Genomic DNA, 16,342 nt, shown 5'->3' with positions numbered 1-16,342 from the left:
ACACCACCCCCACCCACCTCACCGACCAACTCCCCGACACCGTCACCATCGCCGCACACAACACCCCCACCTCCACCGTCATCTCCGGCGACACCCAACCAGTCAACGAGGTCGTGGAGTTCTGGCGGATCTGGGGGGTCAGGACCAACGTCCTGCGCGTGAGCCGCGCGTTCCATTCCCACCACATCGACGCGATCGCCGCGGAGTTCGGCAAGGCGGCCCGGAAACTGGAGTACCGCCCGCCGCGGATCCCGGTCGTGTCCAACGTGACCGGTGAGCTGGGCGAGCCGGAGCTGATGACCTCCCCGGAGTACTGGGTGGACCAGGCCCGGCAGCCGGTCCGGTTCTACGAGGGGGTGCGGACCCTGCGGCGCGAGGGGACGGGGATCTTCCTGGAGGTCGGCCCCGACACGGTGCTGGCCCCCCTGGCGCACGGCTGCCTGGAAGGGGAGGACGACACGGGTACGCGCCCGGCGTTCGCGGCCACGCTGCGCGGCGACCGGGACGAACTGCCGGCGCTGCTCGCCGCGGTGGGCCAGGTGCACGTCGGCGGAGGGACGGTGGACTGGCCCGCCGTCCTGGACGCGATCGGCGCACCGCGGCCTGACAGCCCGGTGCCGCTGCCCACGTACGCGTTCCAGGGGCGTCACTACTGGCTGCACCCCGGGGACCAGCAGGACACCGGAGAGGACGGCGGCGGGGAGGACGCCGGGTTCTGGGACGCGGTGGAGAGCGGAGACCTGCCGTCGGTGGCGGCCGCTCTCGACCTGGACGATGCGCAGCGGCAGGCCATGCGCGACGTCCTGTCCCCGCTGTCCGTGTGGCGGCGGCGGCGCAGATGCCAGTACCGGATCCGGTGGACGCCGCTCCCGGAAGCGCCGTCCCAGGGCCTGTCCGGTACCTGGCTGGTACCCGTCCCGGCCGCCCTGGCCGACGCGCCCCCGGTGACGGAGGTTCTGGGGATGCTCGACGGAGCGGGCGCGACCGCACGGGTCGTCCCGGTCGAGGCGGGGGACACCGAGACCCTCTCCCGTCTCCTGCGCGGGATGTCCCTGGACACCGCGGTCAGCGGCGTGCTCTCCCTCCTGGCCCTGGATCGCGAGATCCAGCCGGGGACGTCGGCGGTCCCGGCTGGGCTGGCACTGACGGTGGCGCTGGTGGGCGCGCTGGAGGAGGCCGGGCTGGACGCTCCGCTGTGGATCGCGACCCGCGGCGCGGTCCGGGCGGACGGCTCCGACCCGGTCCCCGACCCGCTCCAGGCCCTCCTGTGGGGGTACGGCCAGGTTGCGGCCGAAGAGCGCACGTCCGGACCGGTCGGGCTCATCGACCTTCCCGAGCACCTGGACGGGGCCGCGCAGGCCCGGCTGGGGTCCGTCCTCGCGGGCGGCGCCGCGGATCAGGCCGCCGTCCGCGGACCGGTCGCGTACGTGTCGCGGCTGGCCCGCACGTCCCCCGGCGGGCAGCCGCCCGAAGGGAGCCCGGTGCCGCCGGGGCCGGTGGTGTTCACCGGCGCCGTCACGGCGCTGGCGGCCCACACCGCCCGGTGGCTGGCAGGCGGCGGGACGGAGCGCATGGTCTTCGCCGGCCTGGCCGCCGCCCAGGACCCCGGTACCCGCGACCTGCTGACCGAGCTGAAGGCCTTGGGCGTCCACGCGGAGATCGCCGAACCCGGGGCGGAGGTGCGCGGCGGGCCCGTCGCGGCGGTCGTCCACGTCGCGGACCTCGACGCCGGGCGCGCCGGGTTCGCCGACATCGCGGCGCTGGACCGGGAGATCGCCGCGGTCCAGGATGCCGCGGCTGCGCTGACCGCGTTCGCGGACACCGCGGAGCCGCCGATGTTCCTGTTCGTCACCTCGGCCGCCGCTGCACTCGGCGGGGCGGGGCTGGGGGACCAGGCTCCCGCGCACGCCTACCTGGACGCGTTCGCCGCCCGCCTGCGAGAGGGCGGCCACACCGTCGCGTCGATCGCCGTAGGCCCCACCGGCGAACCCGAGCCGTCCGCCGCGCCCGAGACGGCGGACCCGGCCCTGCGGGAGTGGGGGATGCGGGCGCTGCCCACGGGTCAGGCGGTCGCGGCGTTGCGGCAGGCGGCGGGCGCCGGCTCCCCGCTGCTCGTCGCCGACATCGACTGGGAGCGCGCCTTGTCGCGCCGGGACGGTGCGCCCCCGCGCCGCCTGTTCCACGAGATCCCCGAGGTCCGGCGCATCGCAGGACCGGACGGCGACGGCGGCGCGGCGGCCGGGCGGGCGGCCGAACTGCGGCGCCGCCTGGCCGGCGTGCCGGAGGCCGAACGGGAGCGGCTGCTGCTGGACCTGGTCCACCGGCGCGCCGCGACCGTCCTGGGATTCGGGTCGGCGGACGAGGTCAAGCCCGACGACAGCCTCCTGGACCTGGGGCTGTCCTCCTTCACCGCGCTGGAGCTGAGCACCCGCCTGGCCGAGGCCACCGGCCTGCAGATCTCCCCGGTGGCGGTCTTCGAGAACGCCACCCCGTCGGCGATGGCCCGGTTCCTGAACGGCGAGTTCGCCGCGCAGGACGGGCCCGCCACCGAGGCCGGCGACGCGCCGGACTCCGCACCGCCGGACCTTCCAGCGCCGGACTCTCCCACGGCGCACGCGTCCCCAACGAACGAGGTGTCATGAGCGATTCCGTTGTCATCGTCGGCGCGGGCCCGGTCGGCCTCATGCTCGCTCACGAGCTGGCCCTGGCCGGGGTGCGGACCGTCGTCATCGAGCGGACTCCCGAGATCGACGACAGGACGGTCTCGGGGCTGATCCACGCCCGCTCGGTCGAGCTGCTGGAGCAGCGGGGCCTGATGGAGCCGCTCCGCCGCGAGCACGGTGAGCCCCTGGTCTGGGACCGGCTCCACTTCGCCAGCTTCTGGCTGGACATGTCGGAGCTGGCGGAGACCGACCACTCCGTCGTCCTCCTGCAGAACCACATCCAGCGGATCCTCAGCGACCACGCCGCCGCGCGCGGAGTGCGGATCCTGCGCCGGCACGAGCTGATCGGGCTGAGCCAGGACGAGGACGGCGTCACCGCCCGGGTCCGCTCACCCCTCGGCGAGGAGGAGATCCGGGGCGGCTACCTGGTGGGCTGCGACGGCGAGGACAGCGCGGTGCGCGAGCTCGCCGGGTTCGCGGTGACCAGGAGCGGGCCATCCTGGTACGGGCTCCTCGCCGACGTCGGGAGTTACGCGGGGCCGGTCGGCGCGGGCTCCTTCCACGAGGGCGGCATGTTCGGCCAGTTCGGCGACGCGTCCACCATGTTCCGCCTGATGACCATCGAGATCGGCGTCGAGGCGCCGCCCGCGGACCGGCCGGTCACGCTGGAGGAGGTCAGGGCGAGCATCGAGCGGATCACCGGCGAGCGGCCCACCGTCGAGGAGCCGATCTGGCTGCACCGCCACGGCAACGTCACGATCCTCGCCGACCACTACCGCAACGGCCGGGTCTTCCTCGCCGGGGACGCCGCGCACTTCCAGTTCCATCCCGCCGGGCACGCGGTGACGATCGGGCTGCAGGACGCGGTGAACCTCGGCTGGAAGCTGGCCGCGGACGTGCAGGGCCGGGCGCCCGCCGGGCTGCTGGACTCCTACGAGGCCGAACGCCGCCCCTACGGGCGCCGCGCCTGCGCGTACGGGCGGGCGCAGATGGCGCTGCTCGACACCGCCGACGGCCCGAGCGCGCTGCGCGAGGTGTTCGGCGAGCTGCTCGACCACGAGGTGGTGAACCGGCACCTCGTCCGCGCGGCCACCGGCGCCCGCCACCCGGCCGGCCAGGGCGACGGGCTGCTGGGCCGCCGGGTCCCCCTGGTCCGGCTCAGCACGGCCGGTGGGGAGGTCCCCGTGGCCGAGACGCTGCACGCCGCCCGCGGTGTCCTGCTGGACCTGTCCGGTGGCGCGGACCCGCCGGACGTCACCGGATGGAAGGACAGGGTGGACGTCGTCGCGGCCGAGCCGACGCCCGAGATCCCGGCGCCGGCGGTCCTCGTGCGCCCCGACGGCCACATCGCCTGGGCGGGGGAGACCGCCTCCGCGGCCGACGGGCTCCGCCCGGCCCTGGCCGCCTGGTTCGGAGGGCCCGCCGAGTGACCGCCCCGACGAGCTACGGAGAACCGGTGACGCAGGATCGGGAGAACGGGCCGCTGGCCGTCCTCGGCGCGGGAGTCATGGGTGCGGGCATCGCGGCGCTGCTCCTCGGGCACCGGCGGCCCGTCGTGCTCGTCGACACCGACGCGTCCAAGCTCGACCGGGCCCGCGCGGAGGTCTCCCGGCACCTGCGGCTGGCCCGCCTCATGGGCGCGCTGCCGCGGGAGGGCAAGGACGGAGAGCTGGTGACGAGCACCGGACCCGGCGCGATGGCCGGGGCGGCCGCCGTGATCGAGGCCGTCACCGAGGAGACCGCCGCCAAGGCCAAGGCCCTGTCGGACGCGGCGGCGGCGACCGCCCCGGGCACGCCGTTGGTGTCCAACACCTCCTCGATCCCGATCGACGAGCTGGCGCGGGACATGGGCCGCCCGGAGGACCTGGTCGGCGTCCACTTCATGAACCCGCCCTACCTGATCGCCACGGTGGAGGTCGTCCAGGGGCCGCGCACCGCGCCCGCGGCGATGGCCGCGGTGCGCGGGCTGCTCGCGGACCTCGGCCGCCGGGCCGTGGTGGTCGGCGACGGGCCCGGGTTCGTGACCAGCCGCATCCTGCACCGGATGATCAACGACGCGGCGCGGGTCGTGGCGGAGGGCCGGGCGTCCGCCGAGGACGTCGACACCCTCCTGCAGGACTGCCTCGGGCACCGCACCGGCCCGCTGCGCACCGCGGACCTGATCGGGCTGGACAACCTCGTCGACTCGCTGCGGGTGCTGTACGAGCGCACCGGCGACGACGGCTGCCGCCCCTGCGACCTCCTGCTGGACAAGGTGCGCGCCGGCGACCTCGGCCGTAAGAGCGGGCGCGGGTTCTACGACTATCTGGAGGCACGACCGTGACCACGTCGCCTGACCGGGCGCAGAGCCGTGCGGCGGCTCCGCCGGACATCGAGAAGGACCTGCGCACCTTCCTGGAGGTGCGCACCAAGAACCCCATCGGGCCCGACGACGACCTCGCCGCGGCCGGGGTCTCGTCGCTGTTCGTGATGGAACTGGTGACCTACATGGAGAACACCTACGGCATCGTCGTCGCCGGACCGGACCTGATGATGGAGAACTTCCGGACGGTGCGCGCCATGGTGGCGCTGGTGGAGCGGCTGCCGGCCGGCGGCCCGGGAGGCCCGGGTGATCACTGACACCGCGGCGCCCGGCGAGCCCGGCGCGATGACCTCCCTGGTCGCCGAGCTGGTCGGCGGGCAGGCGGAGGAATGGGACCGGCGGGGCCGGCTGCCGCTGGGGCTGGTGCGCGAACTCGCCGGCCGGGGAATGCTGTGCGCCCAGGTACCCGCCCGGTACGGGGGGCCGGGGCTGACGGCCGCGGACGGCGGGGTCTTCACCGCGGGGGTCGGCAGGCTGTGCAGCTCCCTGCGCAGCCTGATGACCTCGCAGGGCATGGCCGCGTGGACCATCGAGAAACTGGGCGGAGCCGCGCAGCGGGAGGCGCACCTGCCCGAGCTGGCGGGCGGCCGGCTCGCCGCCGTGGCCTTCAGCGAACCGGGCGCCGGCAGCGACCTGTCGGCGATCGGCACCCGGATCCGGGCCGAGGGCGACACGGTCGTCGTCGACGGCCGCAAGGTCTGGATCACCGGAGCCGCCTACGCCGACCTGCTGGTGGTGTTCGGGCGGCTCGGGGACGGCGCCGCCGCGGTCCTGGTGCCGGCGTCCGCTCCGGGCGTGCGGGTGGAGCGGGTGCCCGACCCGCTCGGCTGCCGCGCGGCCGGGCACGCCGACGTGCACCTGGACTCCGTGCGGCTGCCCGCGGACAGCGTGCTGGAGCGGACCGCCGGTTCCGTGGAGCTCCTGGTGACCCCGCCGCTGACGTACGGTCGGCTGTCGGTGGCCTGGGGATGCGTCGGGATCCTGCGCGCCTGCCTGGACGAGGCGACCGGCCACGCCCGCTCCCGCGTCCAGTTCGGCCGGCCGATCGCCGACCACCAGCTCGTCGCCGGGCATCTCGCCGAGATCCTGGTCGGGGAGCAGGTCGCCACGCGCACCTGCGAGCACGCCAGCCGGTGCTGGGACGCGGGCCTTCCGGACACGGCCACCGCGGCGGTGCTGGCCAAGCACGTCGGCGCCGTCAACGCCGTCCGGGGCGCGTCCGCCGCCGTGCAGGTCCTGGGCTCGGCAGGGGCGCGGGACGGGCGGGCCGCGGCGCGCGCGTACCGGGACGCCAAGCTCATGGAGATCATCGAGGGCAGCAACGAGATCTGCCGGCTGATCCTGGCGCGGCACGCGCTGACCGCGCCGGGATGACCACCGCGACGACCACCGAGAGGAAGGCGACCATGGAGGCCCGAAGCGTGCGCGACGACGTGTCGGCCGGCCCGCCCGGGGCCCCGCCGGCGACGGTCAAGTGCCTGGTGTGGGACCTGGACGACACGCTGTGGTCCGGCATCCTGCTGGAGGACGGCGAGGTGCGGCTCGGCGACGCCGTCCGCGAGGTGATCGCCGAACTCGACTCCCGGGGCATCCTGCAGTCGGTGGCCAGCAAGAACGACCCCGACCTGGCCTGGCGGCGCCTGGAACGGCTCGGTGTCGCGGAGTACTTCGTGCACGCCCGGATCGGCTGGGGCCCCAAGTCGGACGCGGTGCGGGAGATCGCCGAGCGGCTGAACTTCGCCGAGCACACCATCGCGTTCATCGACGACCAGCCCGCGGAACGCGCGGAGGTCGCGTTCCACCTGCCGCGGGTGCGGTGCTATCCCGCCGAGCGGGCGGCCGAGCTGCCCGCCCTGCCCGAGTTCAGCCCCTCGGTCGTGACGGTCGACGCCCGGCGGCGCCGCGAGATGTACCGGGCCGGGCTGGCCCGCGACGCGGACCGCGCCGGGTTCACCGGGCCCGACGAGGAGTTCCTGCGGTCCCTGGAAATGGTGCTGGATCTCGCGCGGGCGGACGGGGAGCGGCTCTCCCGTGTCGAGGAGCTGACGCTGCGCACCAGCCAGATGAACGCCACGGGCGTGCACTACTCCGACGCCGCGCTGCGCGGCCTGCTCGCCGATCCGGGCCACGAGGTCCTGGTGGCGACGCTGACCGACCGGTTCGGCCCGCACGGCGCGGTCGGCGTCCTGCTGCTGGAACGGCATCCGTCGGTGTGGAACCTGAAACTGCTCGCCACCTCGTGCCGCGTGGTGTCGTTCGGGGTCGGCTCGGTGATCCTGCGCTGGCTGATCGGGCAGGCGGCCGAAGCCGGCGTCCACCTGCTCGCCGATTTCCGCCCCACCGAGCGCAACCGCATCATGGAGGTCACCTACCGGTTCGCCGGTTTCGGTGACACCCCCTGCCGGTGCCGGGAGGGACTCGCCGAGCCCGCCGGCGACGAGGGCACCGTCAGGCTGCACCTGGAGCCCGCGCCGCAGCAGGAGCCCACCACCATGCGGCTCATCGCGCCCGACCTGTGCGGAACCGTGATCTGACATGGCCGGGTACCTGGAGGTGACCCCTGAACTGCTGGACTACGCCAGGGGCGTCTCGCTAAACGACGACGAGGTCCTGCGCGACCTGCGCCGGGTGACCGCGGGCATGCTCGGCGGGACGACGATGCAGGTCGCCCCGGAAGAGGCGCAGCTGCTGGCGATGCTGGTCCGGCTGACCGGCGCCCGGCTCGTGCTGGAGATCGGGACGTTCACCGGCTACAGCGCCCTGTGCATGGCGCGGGCCCTGCCGCCCGGCGGGCGCCTCATCACCTGCGACATCAGCGACCGGTGGAGCGGGGTCGCGGCCGAGCACTGGGCGCGGGCCGGGGTCGCCGAGAGGATCGACTTCCGGCTCGGCGACGCCGCCGCCACGCTGGCCGGCCTGCCGGACGACATCGGCGCCGGCTCGGCCGACCTGGTGTTCGTCGACGCCGACAAGGCCGGCTACCCCCGCTACTTCGACGCCGTCCTGCCCCTGGTCCGGCCGGGTGGCCTGATCGTGTTCGACAACACGCTGTTCTCCGGCCGCGTCCTGGACCCGGACCCGGCGGACGCCGACACCCGGGCCATCCGGGAGACCAACACGATGCTGCACCGGGACGAGCGCGTCGAGGTGTGCCTGCTCCCGATGGCGGACGGCATCACCCTCGCCCGGAAGGCGGAGCACGGAAGCACGGCATAAGCGGGGCTTTAGCGCGGGTGCCGATCATGGGAGGCGGCGCCGCCACGAGGGAAGGGACAGCCATGTACCGCTCGGATATCGGCATCGTGTCGGCGGGCACGGGACTTCCGGGAGAGGCGATCGGAACGGCCGCGCTGGCGAAGCGGTTCGGCTTCGGGGCGCCCTGGGAGCACTGGGTCAACACCTTCATCGGGACGACCAGCCGCCACCTCGCCATCGACCTGGAGACCGGGGAGGCCCGCGCGACGCTGGCGGACCTGGGGGAGGAGGCGGGGCGGAAGGCGCTGGATTCGGCGGGCCTCGAACCGGCGGACATCGACCTGGTGGTCATGGGCACCGCCACCCCGGACCTGCTGATGCCGGCGACCGTCAACCAGATCGCCGACCGGCTCGGCATCGACGGCGTCCCCAGCTTCCAGCTCCAGTCGGGCTGCTCGGGGGCGGTGCAGGCGATGCACGTGGCGAGCCAGCTGCTGTCCACGGGCCAGTACCGCACGGCCCTGGTGCTCGGCGGGGACGTGTGCGCCAAGCACGTCGTGCCCGACGCCGACTTCAGCAGGCTGCCCCCGGCCGAGCTGGTGAACCTGGTGCTCTTCGGCGACGGCGCCGGCGCCGTCGTGCTCCGCCGGGAACCGGAACCGGGCGCGGCCCTGCTGCGCGGCCTGTTCACCCGCCTGGTCGGGCTGGGCCGCGATCCGGGGCAGACCCTGGCCTGGTTCGGCGCGAACCGCACGTTCGACCGGCCGGCCGCCACCGAGGACTACAAGGCGATCGAGGAACACGTCCCGGTCATGGCCGTCGAGGTGCTCAAGGAGCTGCTCGAGAACCTGGACTGGAGCGAGGCGGACCTGGGCTACCTGCTGCCGCCGCAGCTGTCCGGCCGCATGAGCACCCTGATCGGGCAGCGCCTGGCGGTCCCGCACGCGCGGCAGATCACCCGCGTCCACGAGATCGGGAACTGCGGCAACGGCCTGGTGTTCTTCCAGCTCGAACGTGCACTGGAGGCGATGGGCTCCGGCGACCGGGCGGTGGGCGTCGCGATCGAGTCCAGCAAGTGGATCAAGAGCGGGTTCGCGCTGGAGCGGCCGTGACCGCGGGACGGCCCGGCCCGGCGGGCGCCCCGGCCGGTGACCGGGCGGTGAGCGCGCCCGTCCCGGCCGAACGCCGGCACACGCTGACCTTCCTGTCGTGGGCCAAGGGGGCCGCGCCGGTCTTCCTCGACACCGAGGTGGACATGAGCGCCGTCGAGGCGCACCGCCGCGCCGCCGAGCAGGCGGGACGCCGCTGTTCGACGGTCGCCTGCGTCCTGCACGCCGCGGGGCGGGTCCTGGCCCGCCACCCGGACGCCAACGCGGCGATCAGGGGCCGCGGCCGGCCGAGGATCGCGCGTTACCCCACGGTCAACGCCAAGGTCGCGCTGGACAAGCGGCTCAACGGGCAGCGGGTCGTCCTCGCCGCGCTCCTCACCGGGGTGCACCGGTCGAGCCCGGAGCAGATCCAGGACGAGCTGGAGTACTGGCGGCGCGGCGACCCGGACCGCATGCCCGAGTTCGCGGGGCTGCGCAAGATGCAGCGCATGCCGTGGCCGCTGCGGTCCTGGGCGAACAGCTCCGCAGTGTCCAGCCTCCGGCGCCGCCCACGCACGATGGGCACCTTCGCCCTCACCTCGCTGGCGCACCGTCCCGTCAACGGCTTCCACTCCTTCGGCGGGACGACCGTCACCCTGGGCGTCGGGCAGACGACCGAGCGCCCGGTGGTCCGGGACGGGGTGCTCGGCTCGGCCCCCGTGATGCAGCTCAACCTGGCGTTCGACCACCGGGTCATCGACGGGGCGCACGCGGCCGACGTCCTCACCGAGATCAAGGAGGCCCTGGAGGGCTTCGCCGCTCCCGCGGACCGCGGCGGCACCGCGCGGGAACGCCCGCTCCCCGGAAAGGGGGCACGATGAACGACGTCGACGAGCTCAAGCGGTACGTCATCGCGCACGCCCGTGCCCAGAGCATCCCGCCCGAGCGGCTGCGGGAGCTGCTGGGCCGCATCCGCAACGACGACGGCGACGCCCCGGGGTCGTGGGTGCGCGCCTGGGTCGCCGAAGGCGACCTGCGGTACGGCCAGGGCCGCCTCTACGACGCCTGCCGGTACTACATGCTGGCCCGGTTCCCCTACCCGGACGGCCCCGCCCGGCAGGAGGCGCAGCGCAGGTGCGTGGAGGTGTTCGACCGCTTCCGCCGGGACGACACCGGCATCCAGCGCCTCGACGTCGCGGTCGGCGACGGCCTGGTGCGCTGCTACGCGACCGGCCTGTCCCGCGAGCGCCGCCCGCCCCTGCTGATCCTCATGGGCGGCATCGTCAGCATCAAGGAGCAGTGGGCGTACACGCTGCTGAATCTCCGGCGGACGGGGCTGGCCGCGGTCGTCGCCGAACTGCCGGGCATCGGGGAGAACACGCTGCCCCACACCCCGGACGGCCGCCGGATGCTGACGGCGATCATGGACGCGGTCGGCGACCGGGCCGACGCCGCCCGCAGCTACGCGATCATGCCGAGTTTCGCCGGCCACCTGGCGCTGCGCTGCGCCGTGGACGACAGCCGGATCCGGGGGGTCGTGTCCGCGGGCGCGCCGATCAACCGCTTCTTCACCGACGGCGCGTGGCAGCGCGGCCTTCCCCGCGTCACCGTCGACACGCTCGCCCACCTGATGGGCACCGAACCCGCCCGGCTCCCCGGGGAGCTCCCGGCGTGGGCGCTCACGGCGGAACACCTCACCGGGCTCACGATCCCGGTGCACTACATGGCCGCTCGCCGGGACGAGATCATCCCGCGCGGCGACCTGCGGTTCCTCAGGGACCATGTGCGCCGCCTGCACCTCGTCGAGAACGACGACGTGCACGGCTCCCCGGCGCACCATGTGGACGCCCGCATATGGACGGCCCGATCCATCATGCGGATGCGGGGCGCCTACACCCCGCAGCGGGCCGCGCTGAGCGCGGCCTGGTTCGGGCGCCGCGCGTGGCGCAGACTGGCCGGCCGCACGGCCGCGCCGGACCTGCCGCTCCGGGACGCCGGCACCCCGCCCCTCCGCACGCCGGAGTCCTAGACGGCGCACCCGGACGGCCGCCCGCACGGAAAGGAACCCTTCTGCCGATGACCGGTTCGACGCATGCCGTGGTCGTGGGCGGCGGCCTGGCGGGAATGCTGGCGGCCGCCGTCCTCGCACGCCACCTCGACGGTGTCACCATCGTGGAACGAGACCGGCTCCCCGGCGGGCCGGAGCTGCGCAAGGGGCTGCCCCAGGCGCGGCACGCCCACATCCTGTGGTCCGGCGGCGCGCGGGCGATGGACTCGGTCCTGCCCGAGACGACCGCCCGGCTGCTCGCCGCGGGCGCGCACCATGTGGGCGTCCCGCAGCAGATGGTCACCCTCACCGCGATGGGCTGGCAGCACCGCTTCCCCGCGACGGAGTACATCATCGGCGCGAGCCGCGCCCTGATCGACTGGGTGGTCCGGGACCAGGCCCTCGCCGAGCCGGGGGTCGCCCTGCTCGACGACGCCGAGGTCGTGGAGGTGTGCGGCGGGCCCGGCCGGGTGACCGGCGTGCGGGTGCGGCGCCGGGACGACGGCTCGACGGCCCTGATCGGCGCCGACCTGGTGGTGGACGCCACCGGCCGCGGGTCTCGGCTGAAGTCCTGGACGGCCGGGACGGGCGCCGTCCCCGCCGTGGAGGAGGAGATCGTCGACACCGGGCTCGGCTACGCCACCCGGGTCTACCGGGCTCCCGCCGGCGCCGTGGACTTCCCGATCGTCGCGCTCTACGCCGACTACCGGCGTCCGGTGCCCGGCCGCAACGGGCTGCTCCTGCCGATCGAGGACGGCCGGTGGATCGTCACGCTGTCCGGGACCCGCGGCGCCAGCCCGGCCACCGACGAGGGCGAGTTCGACGCGTTCGTCCGCAGCCTGCGCCATCCGGTCATCGCGGAGCTCCTCGCCCTGGCGGAGCCGGTCTCCCCGGTGTACCGCACCCGTTCCACGGCCAACCGGCGCACGCACTACGAGCGGGCCGCGTCCTGGCCCGAGGGTCTCGTCGTGCTCGGCGACGCGCTGGCCTCGTTCAACCCGGTGTACGGCCACGGCATGTGCGCGGCGGCGCACTGCGCCGCGGCGCTGGACGCCGCGCTGCGCCGCGGCGGGCTCGGCCCGGGGCTGGCCTGGTCCGCTCAGCGGGCGATGTGCGCGATCGTCGATGACCCGTGGATCCTCGCGACCAGCCAGGACATCTACTACCCGGACTGCTACGCCACCACCACCGACCCGCGGCTGACCCATGAGGCGGCGATGCGCCGCCAGTTCGCGGAGCTGGTGACGGGCATCGCGCTGCGGGAGCCGGTGGTGAACGCCGCGCTGTCCGCGGTGACCGCCACGTCGGCGCCGGCCACGCGGTTCGAGGACGCGGAGATCGTGTCCGCGATCAGGCGGGGCCCGCGGCTGCCGGTGCTGGAGGATCCGCCGCTGACCGCCGAGGAGCTGTCCGCGGTCGGCTACGAGCCCGGCAGGGCGCTGAGGTAGCCCGAGCGCCCGGCACGAGGAAACGGCCGGGCGACCGGGGGTGCCCCGGTCGCCCGGCCGTTGCCCGTCAGGAGCTCCGGCCCAGCTCCTGGTCGATGAAGGTGAAGATCTCGTCGGTGGTCGCCGACTCGATCCGGCTGTTCACCGCGGCCGGGTCCGCGCCCTTGCGCAGGTCGTTCCAGCGGGACAGCAGTGCCTGCAGCCGTGTGGTGACCTTGGTTTCGGCGCCGTCCTCCGCGGCGATCGTCTCGAGGACGGTCTCGACCTTGTCGAGCTGCTGGAGCAGCAGCTGCGCCGGGGAGGCGGCCGCCGGTGCGATCTGGGCCCGCAGCTGCCGGGCCAGCTCGCCGGGCGTGGGGTGGTCGAAGATGAGCGTGGCCGGCAGGCGCTGCCCGGTGGCGGTGGCCAGGCGGTTGCGCAGCTCGATCGCGGTGAGAGAGTCGAAGCCCAGCTCGCTGAACGGGCGGCTGACGTCGACGTTCTCGGCGGAGCCATGCGCCAGGACGGTGGCGACGTTCCCGCGGATCAGCGACAGCAGACGCTGGTGCTGCTCCTCTGCGCCGAGGCCGCTGAGCTGACCGGCCAGGTCGCTCCCGGCGGCCGTTCCGGTGGCGGCCCGCCTGCCGGGTGCGGCGAGCGCGCGCAGCAGGGCGGGCACGGGAGTGGGGAGGTCCCGCGTGCTGATGGGCGTGGCCACGAGGTGGGGCCAGGGCATGGTCAGGACGGCGTCGAAGAGGTCCAGCCCCTGAACATCGGTGATGGCCGCGAGGTTCTCGGTGATGCGGTTGCGGTCGGTGTCGGTGAGGTGGCCGGTCATGCCGGTGTCCTGCTGCCAGTAGCCCCATCCGATGGATTGGGCGGGCAGGCCCTCGGCTTGCCGGTGTGCGGCGAGGGTGTCGAGGAAGTGGTTGGCGGCGGCGTAGGCGGCCTGGCCGGGTGAGCCGAGCGTGGACGCGGCGGAGGAGAACAGGACGAAGGCGTTGAGGGGGAGGTGGCGGGTGTGGTGGTGCAGGTTCCAGGCGGCGTCGACTTTGGGGGCGAAGACTGTGTCGATCTGTTCGGGGGTCAGTGAGGTGGCGATGGCGTCGTCGGTGACGCCTGCCGCGTGGATGACTGCGGTGAGGGGGTGGTCTTCGGGGATGCTTGCGAGGAGCCGGGCGAGTTGTTCGCCGTCGGCGGTGTCGCATGCGGCGATGGTGGTGTGGGCGCCGAGTTGTTCCAGATGTCGGTGGAGTTGCTGGGCTTCGGGCGCATCGGGGCCGGTGCGGCTGGCCAGGACCAGGTGCGTGACGCCGTGGACGGTGACCAGGTGCTCGGCGACCAGGCGGCCAAGGGTTCCTGTACCGCCCGTGACCAGGACCGTACCGCCAGGGGCGAAGGCAGCGGTCGGGTCGCCCTGCTCGGGGGCGTCCGCAGCGAGCGAGGCCAACCGGGTCAGGCGCGGGACGTGCAGGGACGGGCCGCGGACGGCGAGCTGGGGTTCGTCCTGGCTGAGGGCTGTTCCGATCGCCGCGGGTAGCGTCTGGAGGCTCGCAGCCTGCCGGTCGACGTCGATGAGCGTGACACGGCCGGGGTGCTCGGCCTGGACGCTCCGGACCAGACCCCACACCGGCGCCTGTGAAGGATCCACGGTCGCCGGTTCTGTGCCTGTGTCAATGCATGCGGTGGTCAGGAGAACCAGGTGGCTGCCGCTGAGGCGATCATCGGCGAGGTACCGCTGGATCAACCGGAGCATCTGCTGAGTAGCGGAGTTCGCCCGAGAGACGACGTCTTCGCCGCCCTCGTCCCTGGGACAGGGGGCGATGACGACCGAGGGCCGAGTGGAAAGCTCCGTGACCTGCTCCAGATCGTCGTATGCCTGGGCGCCAGTGCCGAGGAGGGCGTTCGCGAGCTCGGAATCGTGCGCGGTCAGTACCGCATAAGGATCATCGGCTGCGCCGTTGCTCGGTGGGACGGCCGGCCAGGTGAGCGCGTACAGATGCCTGCGTTGAGCCATCCCGGCGGGCAGTTCGGAGACGACGGGACGCAGCGCGAGTGCGTCGACGGTGATGACGGGCCGACCAGCGGTGTCCGCGGCTGAAAGGGAGATGCGGCCACCTGATCCGTCACCGCCTCCCTCGTCGCCGATGGGGGTGATGGCGACGCGGAGTGTCGTCGCGTTGGCGGCGTGAAGGGTGACGCCGTTCCAGATGAACGGAATTAGCGCCTCGCCGTTCCGGGAGTCGGTGGCCAGGACGGCGGGATGAAGCGCGGCGTCCAGCAGGGCGGGGTGGAGGGCGTAGCCGGTGGCGGCGTCGGGGTCGGGGAGCTGGATCTCGGCGTAGACGGCGTCCGGCGTGCGCCAGGCCGCCCGGACGCCTTGGAAAAGGGGTCCATAGGTCAGGCCCAAGTCGTCCAACCGCTGGTAGAGCTCGTCGGTCGGAACCGGCTCGGTGTCGGGCGGGGGCCATGCGGAGAGGTCGCGTGCGTCGGATGCCGCCGCAGGAGTGAGAGTCCCGGTGGCGTGGCAGGTCCAGACATCGGCGTCAATGGCGCGCGAGTGGATGGTCAGGGTTCGGTGACCGCTGTCGTCGGGTGCGTCAACGGTGATCTGAAGCTGGATGGGGGTCGCGAGGAGCAGGGGGGCGTGGAGGGTGAGTTCGTGGATGTGGGGTGTTCCGGTGTGGTCGCCTGCGTGGATGGCGAGTTCGAGGTAGGCGGTACCGGGGAGGATGGGCGTGTCGTTGATGGCGTGGTCGGCGAGCCAGGGATGAGTGTCCACCGATAGGCGTCCGGTGAAGACGGTGGTCTGTTCGTCGGCGAGCGTGACACAGGCACCGAGCAGAGGGTGCGCAGTGGTCTCCAGACCTGCGGATGCGACATTCGCTTCCCCGGCCGGAGCATGCAACCAGTACTGCTGCCGCTGGAAGGCGTAGTTCGGCAGAGCGACCGGAGCAGCCGGTGCTGGAACGCCGAAGGCACTCAGAATTCGCGGCCAGTCGAGTTCGACGCCGTGAGCGTGCAGACGGCCGAGAGCGGTGAGCAGCGTCATGACCTCGTCATGGCCGTCCCGCAGGGTGGCCACCATTAGGACATTGCGTTCGTCGAAAGGCGCCTCTCCGTTTCTGTTCGTCTCGTTGATATGCGAAATCGTCGTGTCGACGAGTGGGGTGAGTGTGGGGTGCGGGGTGATTTCGAGGTAGGTGGTGGTGTTGTTTTGGTGGAGGGTTTGGATGCTTTGGGTGAAGTGGACGGGTTGGCGGATGTGTTGGGTCCAGTAGTGGGGGGTGGTGATGTGGTCGGGGTCGGCGGTTTGGCCGGTGAGGTTGGAGATGATGGGGGTGGTGGGTCGGTGGTATGTGAGGTGTTGGATGTGTTGGTGGAATTGTTCGAGGATGGTTTCGGTGTGGTGTGAGTGGAAGGCGTGTTGGACTCGGAGTTTTGTGGTTTTGGTGCCTTGCTGGTGGTAGTGGTCGACGATTTCGTTGACTGGTTGGGTGTCGCCGGAGATGACGGTGGTGGTGGGGGTGTTGTGTGCGGCGATGGTGACGGTGTCGGGG

Annotated in this window: 12 protein-coding genes; 11 read left to right on the top strand and 1 reads right to left on the bottom strand. The window is 73.3% G+C overall.

Annotated features, from left to right (window positions below; genetic code table 11):
• From E1285_RS35355 to E1285_RS35305, 11 genes are all read left to right on the top strand, one after another.
• On the top strand, nucleotides 1-2,642 hold a 2,642-nt coding region (locus E1285_RS35355; protein WP_132158941.1), incomplete at its 5' end, for an acyltransferase domain-containing protein.
• Entirely contained in the window at nucleotides 2,639-4,093 is a 1,455-nt protein-coding gene (locus E1285_RS47780; protein WP_132158940.1) for an FAD-dependent monooxygenase, read from the top strand. The genes E1285_RS35355 and E1285_RS47780, both read left to right, overlap by 4 nt.
• A 26-nt stretch (nucleotides 4,094-4,119) precedes the next feature.
• Nucleotides 4,120-4,986 (top strand): 3-hydroxyacyl-CoA dehydrogenase family protein, encoded by an 867-nt coding sequence (locus tag E1285_RS35345; protein WP_132158939.1) that lies wholly within the window; start codon nucleotides 4,120-4,122, stop codon nucleotides 4,984-4,986.
• Nucleotides 4,983-5,282: an acyl carrier protein gene (locus E1285_RS35340; protein WP_132158938.1), complete on the top strand. Its 300-nt coding sequence runs from the start codon at nucleotides 4,983-4,985 to the stop codon at nucleotides 5,280-5,282. The genes E1285_RS35345 and E1285_RS35340 overlap by 4 nt, the downstream gene beginning before the upstream one ends.
• Nucleotides 5,272-6,399 carry an acyl-CoA dehydrogenase family protein gene (locus E1285_RS35335; RefSeq protein ID WP_243723270.1) on the top strand — a complete coding sequence of 376 codons (1,128 nt, stop codon included), beginning with the start codon at nucleotides 5,272-5,274 and terminating at the stop codon, nucleotides 6,397-6,399. The genes E1285_RS35340 and E1285_RS35335 overlap by 11 nt, the downstream gene beginning before the upstream one ends.
• Entirely contained in the window at nucleotides 6,396-7,559 is a 1,164-nt protein-coding gene (locus tag E1285_RS35330) for an HAD-IIIC family phosphatase (protein WP_243723269.1), read from the top strand. The genes E1285_RS35335 and E1285_RS35330 overlap by 4 nt, the downstream gene beginning before the upstream one ends.
• A 1-nt stretch (nucleotide 7,560) precedes the next feature.
• Nucleotides 7,561-8,241 (top strand): class I SAM-dependent methyltransferase, encoded by a 681-nt coding sequence (locus E1285_RS35325; protein WP_132158936.1) that lies wholly within the window; start codon nucleotides 7,561-7,563, stop codon nucleotides 8,239-8,241.
• A 62-nt stretch (nucleotides 8,242-8,303) separates the two neighbouring features.
• Entirely contained in the window at nucleotides 8,304-9,332 is a 1,029-nt protein-coding gene (locus E1285_RS35320; protein ID WP_132158935.1) for a 3-oxoacyl-ACP synthase III family protein, read from the top strand.
• A complete protein-coding gene (locus E1285_RS35315) occupies nucleotides 9,329-10,189 on the top strand; it encodes a 2-oxo acid dehydrogenase subunit E2 (protein ID WP_207947052.1) in 861 nt (286 codons plus the stop codon). Before E1285_RS35320 ends, E1285_RS35315 begins: the two co-directional genes overlap by 4 nt.
• Nucleotides 10,186-11,337, top strand: a complete 1,152-nt coding sequence (locus tag E1285_RS35310; protein WP_132158934.1) for an alpha/beta hydrolase — start codon at nucleotides 10,186-10,188, stop codon at nucleotides 11,335-11,337. Before E1285_RS35315 ends, E1285_RS35310 begins: the two co-directional genes overlap by 4 nt.
• A 47-nt stretch (nucleotides 11,338-11,384) precedes the next feature.
• A complete protein-coding gene (locus E1285_RS35305; RefSeq protein ID WP_132158933.1) occupies nucleotides 11,385-12,803 on the top strand; it encodes an FAD-dependent oxidoreductase in 1,419 nt (472 codons plus the stop codon).
• 67 nt (nucleotides 12,804-12,870) lie between these two features.
• Here E1285_RS35305 and E1285_RS35300 read toward each other — a convergent pair whose 3' ends face one another.
• Nucleotides 12,871-16,293, bottom strand: a complete 3,423-nt coding sequence (locus E1285_RS35300) for an SDR family NAD(P)-dependent oxidoreductase (RefSeq protein ID WP_243723271.1) — start codon at nucleotides 16,291-16,293, stop codon at nucleotides 12,871-12,873.
• Nucleotides 16,294-16,342: the final 49 nt, after the last annotated feature.

The organism is Actinomadura sp. 7K507 (assembly GCF_004348425.1).
Classification (GTDB): Bacteria; Actinomycetota; Actinomycetes; order Streptosporangiales; family Streptosporangiaceae; genus Spirillospora.
Note: the sequence above shows the minus strand (reverse complement) of the source record. Positions and strands in the feature narration are given on the sequence as shown.